This window comes from Streptomyces sp. NPDC014995, assembly GCF_043080745.1.
In the GTDB taxonomy this organism is placed as follows: Bacteria; Actinomycetota; Actinomycetes; order Streptomycetales; family Streptomycetaceae; genus Streptomyces.
This window is the reverse complement of sequence record NZ_JBIBVX010000013.1, coordinates 160,683-174,828: the sequence shown is the minus strand read 5'-3', so window position 1 is coordinate 174,828 and position 14,146 is coordinate 160,683. Positions and strand designations below refer to the sequence as shown.

15 protein-coding genes are annotated in these 14,146 nt (G+C 71.8%); 9 read left to right on the top strand and 6 right to left on the bottom strand.

The features are described 5' to 3' along the window. Nucleotides 1-18 precede the first annotated feature (18 nt). Nucleotides 19-1,404 (top strand): NADP-dependent succinic semialdehyde dehydrogenase, encoded by a 1,386-nt coding sequence (locus ACF1A1_RS25930; protein ID WP_392003147.1) that lies wholly within the window; start codon nucleotides 19-21, stop codon nucleotides 1,402-1,404. Nucleotides 1,405-1,429: 25 nt separating this feature from the next. Then, complete coding sequence (locus ACF1A1_RS25925) at nucleotides 1,430-1,666, top strand: DUF6213 family protein (protein ID WP_392003146.1); 237 nt, start codon at nucleotides 1,430-1,432, stop codon at nucleotides 1,664-1,666. Between the two features lie 137 nt (nucleotides 1,667-1,803). Here ACF1A1_RS25925 and ACF1A1_RS25920 read toward each other — a convergent pair whose 3' ends face one another. Next, nucleotides 1,804-3,030, bottom strand: coding sequence for an acyl-CoA dehydrogenase family protein (locus tag ACF1A1_RS25920; protein WP_392003144.1), 1,227 nt, complete (start codon nucleotides 3,028-3,030; stop codon nucleotides 1,804-1,806). Nucleotides 3,031-3,196: 166 nt separating this feature from the next. On the opposite strand from ACF1A1_RS25920, the gene ACF1A1_RS25915 reads away from it, so the two are divergent. Next, nucleotides 3,197-3,841 carry a TetR family transcriptional regulator gene (locus ACF1A1_RS25915; protein WP_392003142.1) on the top strand — a complete coding sequence of 215 codons (645 nt, stop codon included), beginning with the start codon at nucleotides 3,197-3,199 and terminating at the stop codon, nucleotides 3,839-3,841. A gap of 72 nt (nucleotides 3,842-3,913) precedes the next feature. Here the strand turns inward: ACF1A1_RS25915 and def are convergent, their stop codons facing one another. Next, nucleotides 3,914-4,468, bottom strand: a complete 555-nt coding sequence (gene def / locus ACF1A1_RS25910) for a peptide deformylase (protein ID WP_392003140.1) — start codon at nucleotides 4,466-4,468, stop codon at nucleotides 3,914-3,916. 158 nt (nucleotides 4,469-4,626) lie between these two features. On the opposite strand from def, the gene ACF1A1_RS25905 reads away from it, so the two are divergent. The 5 genes from ACF1A1_RS25905 to ACF1A1_RS25885 all read left to right on the top strand — a co-directional run bounded on the left by ACF1A1_RS25905 (nucleotide 4,627) and on the right by ACF1A1_RS25885 (nucleotide 9,316). Then, nucleotides 4,627-5,865 (top strand): MurT ligase domain-containing protein, encoded by a 1,239-nt coding sequence (locus ACF1A1_RS25905; RefSeq protein ID WP_392003138.1) that lies wholly within the window; start codon nucleotides 4,627-4,629, stop codon nucleotides 5,863-5,865. A gap of 20 nt (nucleotides 5,866-5,885) precedes the next feature. Beyond that, the gene (locus ACF1A1_RS25900) at nucleotides 5,886-6,614 is read left to right on the top strand and encodes a type 1 glutamine amidotransferase (protein WP_392003137.1); all 729 of its coding nucleotides are present in this window, start codon (nucleotides 5,886-5,888) and stop codon (nucleotides 6,612-6,614) included. Between the two features lie 239 nt (nucleotides 6,615-6,853). Continuing rightward, entirely contained in the window at nucleotides 6,854-7,879 is a 1,026-nt protein-coding gene (locus ACF1A1_RS25895; RefSeq protein ID WP_392003135.1) for a 6-phosphofructokinase, read from the top strand. Nucleotides 7,880-8,021: 142 nt separating this feature from the next. Beyond that, entirely contained in the window at nucleotides 8,022-8,972 is a 951-nt protein-coding gene (locus ACF1A1_RS25890) for a cytochrome c oxidase assembly protein (RefSeq protein ID WP_392003134.1), read from the top strand. A 173-nt stretch (nucleotides 8,973-9,145) separates the two neighbouring features. Next, nucleotides 9,146-9,316, top strand: coding sequence for a hypothetical protein (locus ACF1A1_RS25885; protein ID WP_392003133.1), 171 nt, complete (start codon nucleotides 9,146-9,148; stop codon nucleotides 9,314-9,316). 132 nt (nucleotides 9,317-9,448) lie between these two features. On the opposite strand, the gene ACF1A1_RS25880 is transcribed toward ACF1A1_RS25885, so the two are convergent. From ACF1A1_RS25880 to ACF1A1_RS25865, 4 genes are read right to left on the bottom strand one after another with little or no spacing between them, the layout of a single operon-like run. Beyond that, entirely contained in the window at nucleotides 9,449-10,654 is a 1,206-nt protein-coding gene (locus ACF1A1_RS25880; RefSeq protein ID WP_392003131.1) for a sensor histidine kinase, read from the bottom strand. Beyond that, on the bottom strand, nucleotides 10,651-12,375 hold the full coding sequence (locus ACF1A1_RS25875; protein WP_392003129.1) for a cation acetate symporter: 1,725 nt from the start codon (nucleotides 12,373-12,375) through the stop codon (nucleotides 10,651-10,653). The genes ACF1A1_RS25880 and ACF1A1_RS25875 overlap by 4 nt, the downstream gene beginning before the upstream one ends. Further along, entirely contained in the window at nucleotides 12,372-12,740 is a 369-nt protein-coding gene (locus ACF1A1_RS25870; RefSeq protein ID WP_392003128.1) for a hypothetical protein, read from the bottom strand. The genes ACF1A1_RS25875 and ACF1A1_RS25870 overlap by 4 nt, the downstream gene beginning before the upstream one ends. Then, on the bottom strand, nucleotides 12,737-13,486 hold the full coding sequence (locus ACF1A1_RS25865; RefSeq protein ID WP_392003126.1) for a LytR/AlgR family response regulator transcription factor: 750 nt from the start codon (nucleotides 13,484-13,486) through the stop codon (nucleotides 12,737-12,739). The genes ACF1A1_RS25870 and ACF1A1_RS25865 overlap by 4 nt, the downstream gene beginning before the upstream one ends. A gap of 76 nt (nucleotides 13,487-13,562) precedes the next feature. Here ACF1A1_RS25865 and ACF1A1_RS25860 point away from each other — a divergent pair, with 76 nt between their 5' ends. Next, entirely contained in the window at nucleotides 13,563-14,066 is a 504-nt protein-coding gene (locus ACF1A1_RS25860; RefSeq protein ID WP_392003124.1) for an Lrp/AsnC family transcriptional regulator, read from the top strand. Nucleotides 14,067-14,146: the final 80 nt, after the last annotated feature.

Genomic DNA, 14,146 nt, shown 5'->3' with positions numbered 1-14,146 from the left:
GTTTCCAGGAGGTCGGTCATGCCCATCGCAACGGTGAACCCGGCGAACGGCGAGACGCTCAAGACGTACGAGGCCATGGGCGAGGAGGAGCTCGGACGCCGGCTCCAGCTCGCGCAGGCCACGTTCCGCACGTATCGCACCACGGCGTTCGCCGAGCGCGCCCGGCTGCTGAACCGGGCCGCCGACCTCCTCGACGAGGAGGGGCCGCAGATCGCCCGGGTGATGACCACCGAGATGGGCAAGCCGGTCAGGCAGGCGCGGGCGGAGGCCGCGAAGTGCGCCAAGGCGATGCGCTGGTACGCCGGGCACGCCGAAGCGCTGCTCGCCGACGAGGAGCCGTCCGAGGCCGATGTGAAGGACTCCGGCGCCTCCCGCGCCCTGGTCCGCTACCGGCCGATGGGGCCGGTGCTCGCGGTGATGCCGTGGAACTTCCCGCTGTGGCAGGTGGTCCGATTCGCCGCGCCCGCGCTGATGGCGGGGAACGTGGGCCTGCTCAAGCACGCCTCGAACGTCCCCCAGACCGCGCTCTACCTGGAGGACCTGTTCCACCGGGCGGGCTTCCCGGAGGGCTGCTTCCAGACCCTGCTCATCGGCTCCGGCGCGGTCGACGACCTCCTGCGCGACGAGCGGATCAAGGCGGCCACCCTCACCGGCAGCGAGCCCGCGGGCCGCGCGGTCGCCTCCACCGCCAGCCAGATGATCAAGAAGACGGTGCTGGAACTGGGCGGCAGCGACCCGTACGTGGTCATGCCGTCCGCGGACGTCGACCGGGCCGCCGAGGTCGCGGTGACGGCGCGCGTGCAGAACAACGGGCAGTCCTGCATCGCCGCCAAGCGGTTCATCGTCCATACGGACGTGTACGACCGGTTCGCCGAGCGCTTCACCGAGGGGATGAAGGCGCTGAAGATCGGCGATCCGCTGGAGGAGGACACCGAGATCGGTCCGCTGGCCAGCGAGCGCGGGCGCGGTGACCTGGAGGAGCTGGTGGACGACGCCAGGCGCGGCGGCGCGAGCGTGCTGTGCGGCGGCGAACGGCCGGACCGGCCCGGCTGGTACTACCCGCCGACCGTCCTGGCCGGTGTCACCCGCGAGATGCGCATCCACCGCGAGGAGGCCTTCGGCCCCGTGGCGACGCTGTACCGGGCCGCCGACCTGGACGAGGCGGTCCTCATCGCCAACGACACGCCGTTCGGCCTGAGTTCCAACGTCTGGACGCGCGACGAGGCCGAGGTCGACCGTTTCGTACGGGATCTGGAGGCGGGCGGCGTGTACGTCAACGGCATGACGGCGTCCCACCCGGCGTTCCCGTTCGGCGGGGTCAAGCGGTCGGGCTACGGCCGTGAGCTGTCCGGGCACGGAATCAGGGAGTTCTGCAACATCACCACCGTTTGGCACGGTGCGTGACCCTTCCACGGCTACGATCCCGTCTGTGAACCGCGAAGTGACTCTGCCTCTGATCGTCGACGACCGCGGGCACTTGCAGGTGGCCGCGGCCGACGTGAGCAAGCTGCTGCGGACGCTGGGCGGCCGGTGGCTGCATCTCGTCGAGGCCGGGGCGGAGGGGCTGGACGAGGACACCGTCGCTGCGCTGACCATCGAGCTCGCGAAACTGGCCGACCGGATCGACGTGGCGTGCATCGCCCACAGCAGCGGCGGGGCGCCGTAAGAGGTCCGGTTCGTCGCCGGGTGCGGGTGCGTCGTGGCTGGTCGCGCCGTTCACCGCGTCCCTTTCGGCGGGTGCGGTGGACCCACCTCGGGGGCGCGGGGAACGGCGCGACCGGCCGCCCGCGACCGTCGGGCGCGTTACCGGATCGGCATCCCCGACAGGGTCCGGGCGATCACCAACCGCTGGATCTCGCTCGTCCCCTCGAAGATCGTGTAGATCGCCGCGTCCCGGTGCATCCGCTCGACCGGGTACTCCCGCGTGTAGCCGTTGCCGCCGAGGATCTGGATCGCCTGAGCGGTGACCTTCTTCGCCGTCTCGCTTGCGAAGAGCTTGGACATCGAGCCCTCCGCCGCGGTGAACGGCTTCCCGTTGATCGCCATCCAGGAGGCACGCCAGACCAGCAGGCGCGCCGCGTCGATGGACGTGCGCATGTCGGCGAGTTGGAAGGCCACACCCTGGTTGTCGATGATCGGCCGCCCGAACTGCTCCCGCGTCCTGGCGTAGTCGAGGGCGACCTCGTAGGCGGCGCGGGCCGTCCCCACCGCCATGGCTCCCACCGCGGGGCGGCTCGCCTCGAACGTGGCCATCGCCGCGTTCTTCACCCGCTCACCGCCCGACTTGGCCCGCTCCCTGGCCCGCGCCAGCCGCTCGTCCAGCTTCTCCTTGCCGCCGAGCAGGCAGGAACCGGGGACGCGCACGTTGTCGAGGATCACCTCGGCGGTGTGCGAGGCGCGGATGCCGTGCTTCTTGAACTTCTGGCCCTGGGCGAGACCGGGCGTGTTCGGCGGGACGATGAAGGACGCGTGCCCCTTGGAGCCCAGCTCGGGGTCGACGACCGCGACGACCACGTGGACGTTGGCGATGCCGCCGTTGGTGGCCCACGTCTTCGTGCCGTTGATCACCCACTCGTCCTTGGCCTCGTCGTACACGGCGCGCGTGCGCAGGGAGGCGACGTCCGAGCCGGCGTCGGGCTCGGAGGAGCAGAACGCGGCGACCTTGACATCGTTGGCGTCGCCGTACATCTGCGGGATCCAGGTGCCGATCTGCTCCTCGGTGCCGTTGGCGAGGACGCCCACGGCGGCCAGGCCGGTGCCTACGATGGAGAGGGCGATGCCCGCGTCACCCCAGAACAGCTCCTCCATGGCCATCGGGATACCGAGGCCGGTGGGGTCGAAGTACTGCTGGGCGTAGAAGTCGAGGGAGTAGATGCCGACCTTCGCGGCCTCCTGGATGACCGGCCAGGGAGTCTCCTCACGCTCGTCCCATTCGGCGGCCGCGGGGCGGATGACGTCGGCGGCGAAGCCGTGCAGCCAGTCCCGGACCTCCTTCTGTTCGTCGTTGAGCTCCATGGTGAACTCGGCCATGTCCCCTCCAGCGGCAGTGCGTGTTACTAGCGGTAACCCGAGTCTGTTACCCGCCGGTAGGAAAAGTCAACTCCTGATGACACCTCGGCAGCCCGTTCGATCTCGGACCGCTGTCAGGTGCTAGTTTGCGCAGGCGTCACCGAATCAGCACGGGTGGGGAGAGCACATGGACACCACGCAGCGGACCGAGCAGCAGCGGTCCGCCGACCGCCGACGGCGCGAGCTGCTGGAGGCCGCGGACCGAGTGGTGCTCCGGGACGGGCCCCAGGCGTCGATGAACGCGATCGCCGCGGAGGCCGGCATCACCAAGCCGATCCTCTACCGCCACTTCGGCGACAAGGGAGGACTGTACGCGGCTCTCGCCAAACGCCACACGGACGCTCTGCTGGATTCGCTGCGGGCGGCACTGGACGCCCCCGCCGAGCGTCGGGAGCGGGTCGAGGCGACCCTCGACACCTACCTCGCGGCCATCGAGGCCCGGCCCCAGGTCTACCGGTTCCTGATGCATCCCTCCGAGGGCGGGCAGGGCGGGGATCAGGGCTTCGACGTGGGTAAGCACAGCGCCCCGCTGCTGCGGCGGATGGGCGAGGAGCTGGCCCAGGTCATCGAGGAGCGGCTGGATCTCGGGCCCGGGAGTCAGCAGCTGGCCCGGGTGTGGGGGCACGGGATCGTCGGGATGATGCACGCGGCCGGGGACTGGTGGCTCGGGGAGCGGCCGTGTTCGCGGGCCGAGCTGGTGCGCAGCCTCGCCGACCTGCTGTGGGGGCGGCTCGCGGCCGCGGGGGACAAGATGGGCGGCCCCGGGTTCTGAGGGTGGTGTGCCGGGTGCGGCCTCGCGGGACCGGCCGCGGCCACGCGGTGGAGCCGCACCCTGACGCGCCCTCTAGGTGAGCGACCCGGTCCTGGCCCACGAGGCGCGCGCCGCCTGGCGCATCAGTTTGCGCCGTCGCCAGCCGGTCAGGTGGTCGGCGTACACCCTGCCCTCCAGGTGATCGCACTCGTGTTGCAAGCACCTGGCAAAGAATCCGGTGCCGTGGACCGTCACCGGTTCGCCCGTCACCGTGAAGCCCTCGACCACCGCGTGGTCGTGGCGCTCCGTCCCCGCCTCCAGGCCTGGCAGGGACAGGCAGCCCTCCGGGCCTCGGACGACGAGCCCGTCCGCCTCCACCAGGCGCGGGTTGACGACGTGTCCCAGATGCCGGACGTCCTCGTCGTCGGGGCAGTCGTACACGAACACCCGCAGGGCCTCCCCCACCTGGTTGGCGGCCAGGCCGACGCCCTGGGCCGCGTACATCGTGGCGAACATGTCCTCGACGAGGCGGGCGAGTTCGGGGCCGAAGCCGGTGACCTCGCGGCAGGGTTCCCGCAGGACGGGGTCACCGAGCAGAGTGAGAGGCCGGACCTGCCCGTGGGCGCCCGGGATGGAGCCGTGTCGCATGGCGGCAAGGGTACGGTCCTTTCTGACACGCGCATGCCGTACGCAGCGTGAGGCGGTGCCGGGATTCGGGAGTGCGAATGGATCTCGATAGGCTGACCACCTACCACGTTGCCGTCAGGCTTCAGGCGCGGCGCGTACGCAAGGAGGATCGAGAACTGATGGCAGGCAACTCGGACCCGCTCACGCCGCGGGCCAAGATCGCCGTGACCGCGGGCAAGGCGGTCGCTGCGGCGTCGCGTGCCGCTGGGCGCGGCAGCGGTTCGGTGATCGGCGGCCGGGTGGCGCTGAAACTCGACCCCGACCTCCTTGCCCGGCTCGCCCAGAACCTGGACGTCGTCCTCGTGTCGGCGACCAACGGCAAGACGACGACCACCCGTCTCATCGCGGAGGCGCTGCGCGCCGCGGGACCCGTGGTCTCCAACGCGCTCGGCGCCAACATGCCGGCCGGCATCACCTCGGCCCTGGCAGGCGGTTCGGACGCCAGATACGGCGTCATCGAGGTCGACGAGAAGTACCTGGCGGGCGTGGCCCGCGACACCGCCCCCAAGTGCATCGCCCTGCTCAACCTCTCCCGCGACCAGCTCGACCGGGCCGCCGAGACCCGCATGCTCGCGGAGAACTGGCGCGAGGGGCTGGCCGGTTCCAAGGCCGTCATCGTCGCCAACGCCGACGACCCGCTGGTGGTGTGGGCCGCGTCCTCCTCCCCCAACGTGATCTGGGTCGCCGCCGGCCAGATGTGGAAGGACGACGCCTGGTCCTGCCCGTCCTGCGGCGGCGTGATGCAGCGTCCGGGCGACGACTGGTTCTGCGGCGAGTGCGGCTTCCGCCGGCCCACGCCGAGCTGGGCGCTCTCCGGCGACCACGTCCTCGACCCGCACGGCTCCGCCTGGCCGATCCACCTCCAGCTGCCGGGCCGCGCCAACAAGGCCAACGCCGCCTCCTCGGCCGCCGTGGCCGCCGTCTTCGGGGTGCCGCCACAGGTGGCGCTGGAGCGCATGTACCAGGTGCAGGCCGTCGCCGGACGCTACGACGTCGTCCAGTTCATGCAGCGCGACCTGCGGCTGCTGCTCGCGAAGAACCCGGCGGGCTGGCTCGAAACGTTCAGCCTGATCGATCCGCCGCCCACCCCGGTCATCCTGTCGGTGAACGCGCGCGGCGCCGACGGCACCGACACCTCCTGGCTGTGGGACGTCGACTACACCCGCCTGACCGGCCACCCGATCTTCGTCATCGGCGACCGCAAGCTGGACCTCGCGGTGCGTCTGGAGGTGGCCAACCAGCACTTCCAGGTGTGCGAGAGCGTCGACCAGGCCGTGCAGATGGCCCCGCCGGGCCGGATCGAGGTCATCGCGAACTACACCGCCTTCCAGGACCTGCGCCGCCGGGTCGGCAACTGAGCACGAGGGACGATCACTTGATGAGCGACAACAGCCTGCGGGTCGTCTGGGTCTACCCGGACCTGCTCAGCACCTACGGCGACCAGGGCAACGTCCTGGTCGTGGAGCGCCGCGCACGGCAGCGCGGCCTCGACGTGGCGCGTCTCGACGTGCGCAGCGACCAGCCGATCCCGACCTCCGGCGACATCTACCTCATCGGCGGAGGCGAGGACCGCCCGCAGCGGCTCGCGGCGGAGCGGCTGCGCCGCGACGGGCACCTGTACCAGGCGGTGCAGAACGGCGCGATCGTGTTCGCGGTGTGCGCCGGCTACCAGATCCTGGGCCACGAGTTCGTCAACGACCTGGGGCAGCGCCAGCCGGGCCTCGGCCTGCTCGACGTCACCACGACCCGCGGTGAGGGCGAGCGGTGCGTCGGCGACGTCCTCGCCGACATCGACCCGCGGCTGGGTCTGCCGCCGCTGACCGGCTTCGAGAACCACCAGGGCGTCACCCACCTCGGCCCGACCGCCCGCCCCCTGGCCCGGGTCCAGATCGGCCGGGGCAACGGCACGGGCGACGGCACCGAGGGCGCGTTCAACGACACCGTGTTCGGCACGTACATGCACGGCCCGGTGCTGGCCCGCAACCCGCTCATCGCGGACCTGCTGCTGAAGCTGGCGCTCGACGTGAACGCGCTGCCGCCGACCGACGACCGCTGGTACGAGGCGCTGCGCAACGAGCGGATCGCGGCGGCGCAGCAGCCCGCGTGATCACGGTGCGGCGGCCTGCGCGGCAGTCGCTGTGCGGTTTCCTGCCCGACCTGGACGTTCACCTGATTTTCAGGGTGCCGTCAGCAGCCCGTCTGACGGTGCGTCCGCACAGGTGAGCGGGCACGTCCAGCAGGCGGACGTGTGCTTCGGCCCCGCCCCCTGGTGCCGCTAGGGTGGCGGGGAATCGAGCCGGACAACGTGGTCCGGACCCGGCCCACGTCAAGAAGGTTGTTCGGGCTATGCGCATTGGTGTCCTCACGTCCGGCGGCGACTGCCCCGGCCTGAACGCCGTCATCCGGTCCGTCGTGCACCGTGCCGTCGCCGACCACGGCGACGAGGTCATCGGCTTCCGGGACGGCTGGAAGGGCCTCCTGGAGTGCGACTACCTCAAGCTCGACCTCGACGCGGTGGGCGGCATCCTCGCCCGCGGCGGCACGATCCTCGGCTCCTCCCGCGTCCAGCCCTCGCACCTGCGGGACGGTGTGGAGCGGGCCCGCGGGCATGTCGAGGAACTCGGACTCGACGCGATCATCCCGATCGGCGGTGAGGGCACGCTCAAGGCCGCCCGGCTGATGTCGGACAGCGGCCTGCCGATCGTGGGCGTGCCGAAGACCATCGACAACGACATCGCGGTCACCGACGTCACCTTCGGCTTCGACACGGCCGTCGGGGTGGCGACGGAGGCCCTCGACCGGCTGAAGACCACCGCCGAGTCCCACCAGCGGGTGCTGGTCGTGGAGGTCATGGGGCGCCACACCGGCTGGATAGCGCTGCACTCCGGCATGGCGGCCGGCGCCCACGCCATCGTCGTACCGGAACGGCCCTTCGACATCGATGAGCTGGCCCGGCGGGTGGGCGAGCGGTTCGAGGCGGGGAAGCGGTTCGCGATCGTCGTCGCGGCGGAGGGCGCCAAGCCGGCCCCCGGCACCATGGCCTTCGACGAGGGCGGCAAGGACATCTACGGGCACGAGCGGTTCGCCGGGATCGCGCGGCAGCTGTCCATCGAGCTGGAGTCCCGGCTCGGCAAGGAGGCCCGCCCCGTGATCCTCGGGCATGTGCAGCGGGGCGGTACGCCGACCGCGTACGACCGTGTCCTCGCCACCCGGTTCGGGTGGCACGCCGTGGAGGCCGTGCACCGGGGTGAGTTCGGGATGATGACGGCGCTGCGCGGGACGGACATCGTCATGGTGTCGCTGGCGGAGGCCGTGGAGACGCTGAAGACCGTTCCGGCGGAGCGGTACGCGGAGGCGGAGACCGTGCTCTAGGCCGTCCGGCGGGCGCGGGCCGTGTGTGGTCGCCCGCGCCCCGGGCAGGTGCACTCGCCCCCGGTGACAGGAGTCGCCGGGGGCGGTTCTAGTCTTGGGGCGGCAGGAAACGCACAACCCCCCACGAATCAGGAGCCGGCGGATGGATCACAGCGGGCACGGCATGACCATGGATCTGCCGCCGTTCACGCTGGGACGGGGTCTTCAGTGGTCGGCGGACCCGTTCTTCCTCGTCGCCTGCCTGGTGGGGCTGGGCCTGTACGCCTGGGGCGTCGTGCGGTTGCGGCGGCGCGGGGACGCGTGGCCGGTGGCGCGGACCGTGTCGTACGTGGCCGGCGTGCTGACCGTGGCGCTGATGATGTGCACCAGGCTGAACGACTACGGGATGGTCATGTTCAGCGTGCACATGGTGCAGCACATGGTGATCAGCATGCTGTCGCCGATCCTGGTCCTGCTCGGTGCCCCGGTCACGCTGGCGCTGCGCGCGCTGCCGACCGCGGGGAAGGGCCGCAAGGGGCCGCGTGAGCTGCTGCTGATGCTGCTGCACAGCCGGTACATGCGGGTGATCACACACCCCGCGTTCACGATCCCGCTGTTCATCGCGAGCCTGTACGCCCTGTACTTCACCCCGCTCTTCGACTTCCTGATGGGCTCCAGGACGGGGCACGTCGCGATGATGGTGCACTTCCTCGCCGTCGGTGTCGTGTTCTTCTGGCCGATCATCGGCGTGGACCCCGGGCCGCACCGGCCGGGGTACCTGATCCGGATGCTGGAGCTGTTCGCGGGCATGCCGTTCCACGCGTTCTTCGGTATCGCGCTGATGATGGCGTCGACGCCGATGGTCGAGTCGTTCAGGAACCCGCCCGCCTCCCTCGGCATCGACGCGCTCGCCGACCAGAACGCGGCCGGCGGCATCGCCTGGGCGTTCAGTGAGATTCCGTCGGTCCTGGTGCTGATCGCGCTGCTGTTCCAGTGGTACCGCTCCGAACAGCGGCAGGCCAAGCGCGAGGACCGGGCCGCCGACCGGGACGGTGACAAGGAGCTCGAGGCGTACAACGCCTATCTGGCCTCGCTGAACGGACGCCGGGGCTGAGTCGGTTCACCCGTTCGGGTGAGCCGCGACGGTGTGCGCATCCGGCTCGTGGACCGGCGGCGGAGCCGGGCAGTCCGCAACGTGTTCCGTCGTCCGCGCCGTGCGGAGGCAGAACGGGGGCACCATGGAGGGGGACGCGCCCTGAGGAGGGTGTGCCGGAGGAGGGTGTCGCGATGCCCGGTTCCACGGACGGTTCCACGAAGACCATGGGGGTGCTCACCCTCGGCGGACTCGTGGTGGTGACGGCCTACACGGTGGCGCTCGGCAGCAACGGCTGGCTGTGGTTCGGCTGGGTCGTGCTCGGGCTGATCACACTCACGCTGGTCATGATGCGCACGACCTGAGATCCGCACGGCCTGAGATCCGCACGGCTCCCAGATCCGCACGGCCCCCAGATCCGCATGGCCCAACGCCTGCACGGCCCGGGGGCTCCACGACCTGAGGCCCGCACGGCCTGGGTCCCGGCGGCCCGAGGTCTACTCGGGCCTGAGTCGCGCCGCCGAGTGCACCCCCGGCTGGTACTTCGGCAGCCGGGCGGTGATCTTCATGCCCGCCCCGAGGGCGGTCTCGATGACGAGGCCGTAGTCGTCGCCGTACACCTGGCGGAGCCGGTCGTCGACGTTGGACAGGCCGATGCCGCCGGAGGGGCTGACCTCGCCCGCCAGGATGCGGCGCAGCAGGACCGGGTCCATGCCGGCGCCGTCGTCCTCGATGACGACGAGGGCCTCCGCGCCGGTGTCCTGGGCGGTGATCTGGATGTGGCACTTGTCGGCCTTGCCCTCCAGTCCGTGCTTGACGGCGTTCTCCACCAGGGGCTGGAGGCAGAGGAAGGGCAGGGCGACCGGGAGGACCTCGGGGGCGATCTGCAGGGTGACGGAGAGGCGGTCGCCGAAGCGGGCGCGGACGAGCGCCAGGTAGTGGTCGATGGCGTGGAGTTCGTCGGCGAGCGTGGTGAAGTCGCCGTGCCGGCGGAACGAGTAGCGGGTGAAGTCGGCGAACTCCAGGAGCAGTTCACGGGCGCGTTCGGGGTCGGTGCGGACGAACGACGCGATCACCGCGAGCGAGTTGAAGATGAAGTGCGGGGAGATCTGGGCGCGCAGCGCCTTGATCTCGGCCTCGATGAGGCGGGTGCGGGACTGGTCGAGGTCGGCCAGCTCCAGTTGGACGCTCACCCAGCGGGCCACCTCCCCCGCGGCGCGGACGAGGACGGCGGACTCGCGGGGCGCGCAGGCGACGAGGGCGCCGTGCACACGGTCGTCGACGGTGAGCGGGGCCACCACGGCCCAGCGGACGGGGCAGTCGGGGGCGCCGCAGGTCAGCGGGAAGGCCTCGCCCCGGCCGGTCTCCAGCGGGCCGGACAGGCGGGCCATGATCTCGGTGCGGTGGTGGGCGCCGACCCCGTCCCAGACCAGGACCTCTCGCCGGTCGGTCAGGCACAGGGCGTCCGTGCCGAGGAGGGTGCGCAGCCTGCGGGCCGACTTGCGGGCCGTCTCCTCCGTCAGGCCGGCCCGCAGCGGGGGCGCCGCGAGGGAGGCGGTGTGCAGGGTCTGGAAGGTGGCGTGCTCGACGGGGGTGCCGAGGCCGCCGCGGTTCTCGGGGCGGGCGGTGCGCCGGCCGAGCCAGAAGCCGACGGCGAGGAAGGGGAGGATCGCGATGCACAGGCCCGCCAGGAAGCCGCTCATGCCTTGACCTCCCGCAGTTCCTCGGCACGCAGTTCCTCCGGCAGGTGGAAGCGCGCCAGGATCGCCGCCGTCCCGGCCGGGACCCGGCCCGGGGTGGCCAGGGACACCAGGACCATGGTGAGGAAGCCCAGCGGTACGGACCACAGGGCGGGCCAGGCGAGCAGGGCGTGCGCGGTGCCCGTCACGGGCAGGCCCGCCATGGTCGCGGCGACCGCGACGAACGCGGAGCCGCCGCCCACCAGCATCCCGGCGGCCGCGCCCGGCGGGGTGAGGCGCCGCCACCAGATGCCGAGGACGAGCAGCGGGCAGAAGGAGGACGCGGACACGGCGAAGGCGAGGCCCACCGCGTCGGCCACCGGCAGCCCGCCCACCAGCACGCTCGCCGCGAGCGGCACGACCATCGCGAGGCCGGTGCCGAGCCGGAAGTGGCGTACGCCGCGCGAGGGCAGGACGTCCTGGGTGAGCACGCCCGCCACGGCCATGGTCAGCCCGGACGCGGTGGACAGGAACGCGGCGAAGGCGCCGCCGGCGACCAGCGCGCCGAGCAGGTCGCCGCCGAGGCCGCCGATCACGCGGTCGGGCAGGAGCAGGACGGCGGCGTCGGCGTCGCCGGTGAGGGCGAGCTCGGGGGCGTACAGGCGGCCGAGGGCGCCGTAGACGGGCGGGAGGAGGTAGAAGCCGCCGATGAGGGCGAGGACGGCGACGGTGGTGCGGCGGGCGGCGACGCCGTGCGGGCTGGTGTAGAAGCGGACGACGACGTGCGGCAGTCCCATGGTGCCGAGGAAGGTCGCGAGGATCAGCCCGTACGTGGCGTACAGGGGGCGTTCGTCGCGGCCGGAGGCGAGGGAGGTGGACATGCCGCCGTTGCTGCCGCGGTCGGCGGTGGGGACGGCGCTGCCCTGCGGGAAGGTGAGGCGGGTGCCCCGGTCGATGCGGTGGGTGCCGGCCGGGATGCGGAGTTCGGCGTCCTCGTGCGGGCGGCCGTCGACCGTGCCGGTCACGGTCACGGTCAGGGGCCGGTCCAGTGTGAGGTCGAGGGTGTGGTCGACGCGGACGGAGCGCTGTTCGCGGAAGGCGGGTGGTTCCCGGAACGCCTGCTGGGGCGCGCCGTCGCCCTGCCAGGCGAGGATGAGGAAGAGGGCGGGGACGAGGAGCGCGGTGAGTTTGAGCCAGTACTGGAAGGCCTGCACGAAGGTGATGCTGCGCATGCCGCCCGCGGCGACGGTCGCGGTGACGACGACGGCGACGATGAGTCCGCCGAGGGTGTCGGGGGCGCCGGTGAGGACGGTCAGCGTCAGTCCGGCGCCCTGGAGCTGGGGCAGCAGGTAGAGCCAGCCGACGCCGACGACGAAGGCGCCGGCGAGCCGTCGTACCGCCTGGGAGGCGAGACGGGCCTCGGCGAAGTCGGGGAGGGTGTAGGCGCCGGAGCGGCGCAGCGGAGCGGCGACGAACAGGAGCAGGACCAGGTATCCGGCGGTGTAGCCGACCGGGTACCAGAGCATGTCCGGACCCTGGACGAGGACCAGGCCGGCGATGCCGAGGAAGGAGGCGGCCGAGAGGTACTCGCCGCTGATCGCGGCCGCGTTGAGACGGGGGCCGACGGTGCGGGAGGCGACGTAGAAGTCGGAGGTGGTGCGGGAGATGCGCAGGCCGAAGGCGCCGACGAGGACGGTCGCCACGACGACGAGGGCGACGGCGGGGACGGCGAACGTGGAGTTCATCGGTCCTCGACCAGGCGCACGAGGTCGCGTTCGTTGCGTTCGGCGCGGCGGACGTACCAGCGGGCGAGCAGGACCAGCGGGGCGTAGAGGCCGAAGCCGAGGACGGCCCATTCCAGGCGGTGGGCGTCGGGCATCGCCGCGAAGAGCAGGGGCAGCGGGCCGATGAGGAGCGCCAGGACGGCGAAGACGGTGAGGGCGGCGCGCAGCTGGGTGCGCATGAGGGAGCGGACGTAGGTGTGGCCGAGGGTGGTCTGCTCGTCGATCTCGGTGCGCGGGCGGTAGTAGCCGGAGGTGCGGCGGGTGCGGCGGGGCGGGCCGGTGACGACGACGCGGCGCTCGGCGGGGTCCTGGTGCGGCACCGTCACGGCCTCCTCATCAGCAGGTCCCGCAGTTCGCGGGCGTGGCGGCGGCTGACCTGGAGTTCCTCGCCGCCGACCAGGACGCTGACCGTGCCCGCGTCGAGGCGGAGCTCGCCTATGTGGCGCAGGGCGACGAGGTGGCGGCGGTGGATGCGGACGAAGCCGCGGGCCCGCCAGCGCTCCTCCAGGGTGGAGAGCGGGATCCGTACGAGGTGGCTGCCGCGGTCGGTGTGCAGCCGGGCGTAGTCGCCCTGGGCCTCGACGTGGGTGATGTCGTCGACGGCGACGAACCGGGTCACCCCGCCGAGTTCGACGGGTATCTGGTCCGGGTCGGGCTCGTGGACCGGGATGCGGGGCGCCGTGCCGCGCAGTTCGGCGGCGCGGCGGACCGCCTCGGCGAGGCGTTCCTTGCGGACGGGTTTGAGGACGTAGTCGACGGCCTTGAGGTCGAAGGCCTGGACGGCGAAGTCCTCGTGGGCGGTGACGAAGACGACCAGCGGCGGGCGGGCGAAGCCGGTGAGCAGCCGGGCCAGGTCGAGGCCGTCGAGGCCGGGCATCTGGATGTCGAGGAAGACGACGTCGATGGCCTCCGGGCCTTCGGGGCCGGACTCCAGGGCGCGGTTGATCCGGCGCAGTGCCTCGGTCGCGTCACCGGCGCCCTCCACGCTGCCGATCCGGGGATCCGCGGTGAGCAGGTAGAGCAGCTCCTCCAGCGAGGGGCGTTCGTCGTCGACGGCGAGGGCGCGCAGCATGAAGGTGGAGTGTAGGGGCGATCCGGGCGGCTGGACATCGCCGGACGGGGACGAACCCGCTGGATACAGTGCCGCCATGCACAGCACGCCGCCGCCGTTCGACGAACTCGACCGGAAGATCCTCACCGCGCTGATGGCGAACGCCAGGACCAGCTTCGCCGAGATCGGCTCGTCGATCGGTCTGTCGGCGACGGCGGTCAAGCGCCGGGTGGACCGGCTGCGGGACAGCGGGGTGATCACCGGGTTCACGGCCACGGTGAAGCCGGCGGCGCTGGGCTGGCGTACGGAGGCGTACGTGGAGGTGTACTGCGAGGGCGCGGCGCCGCCGCGGCGGCTCGCGGAGGTGGTGCGCAACCATCCGGAGATCACCGCGGCGATGACGGTGACGGGCGGCGCGGACGCGCTGCTGCACGTGCGGGCGCGCGACGTGGAGCACTTCGAGGAGGTGCTGGAGCGGATCCGGGTCGAGCCGTTCATCCGGAAGACGATCAGCGTGATGGTGCTCTCGCACCTGCTGCCGGAGAGTCCGGAGGCCGGCGCCACCCACGCGGCACCGGACGACGCAGCAGACGTGCGCTGAGCGGCGAAACTACGCAGCGATCCTGCGTGAACACGCAGCGAAGGTTTCTTGTCGGGCGTACCGGTCGCTTTCTACCGTGA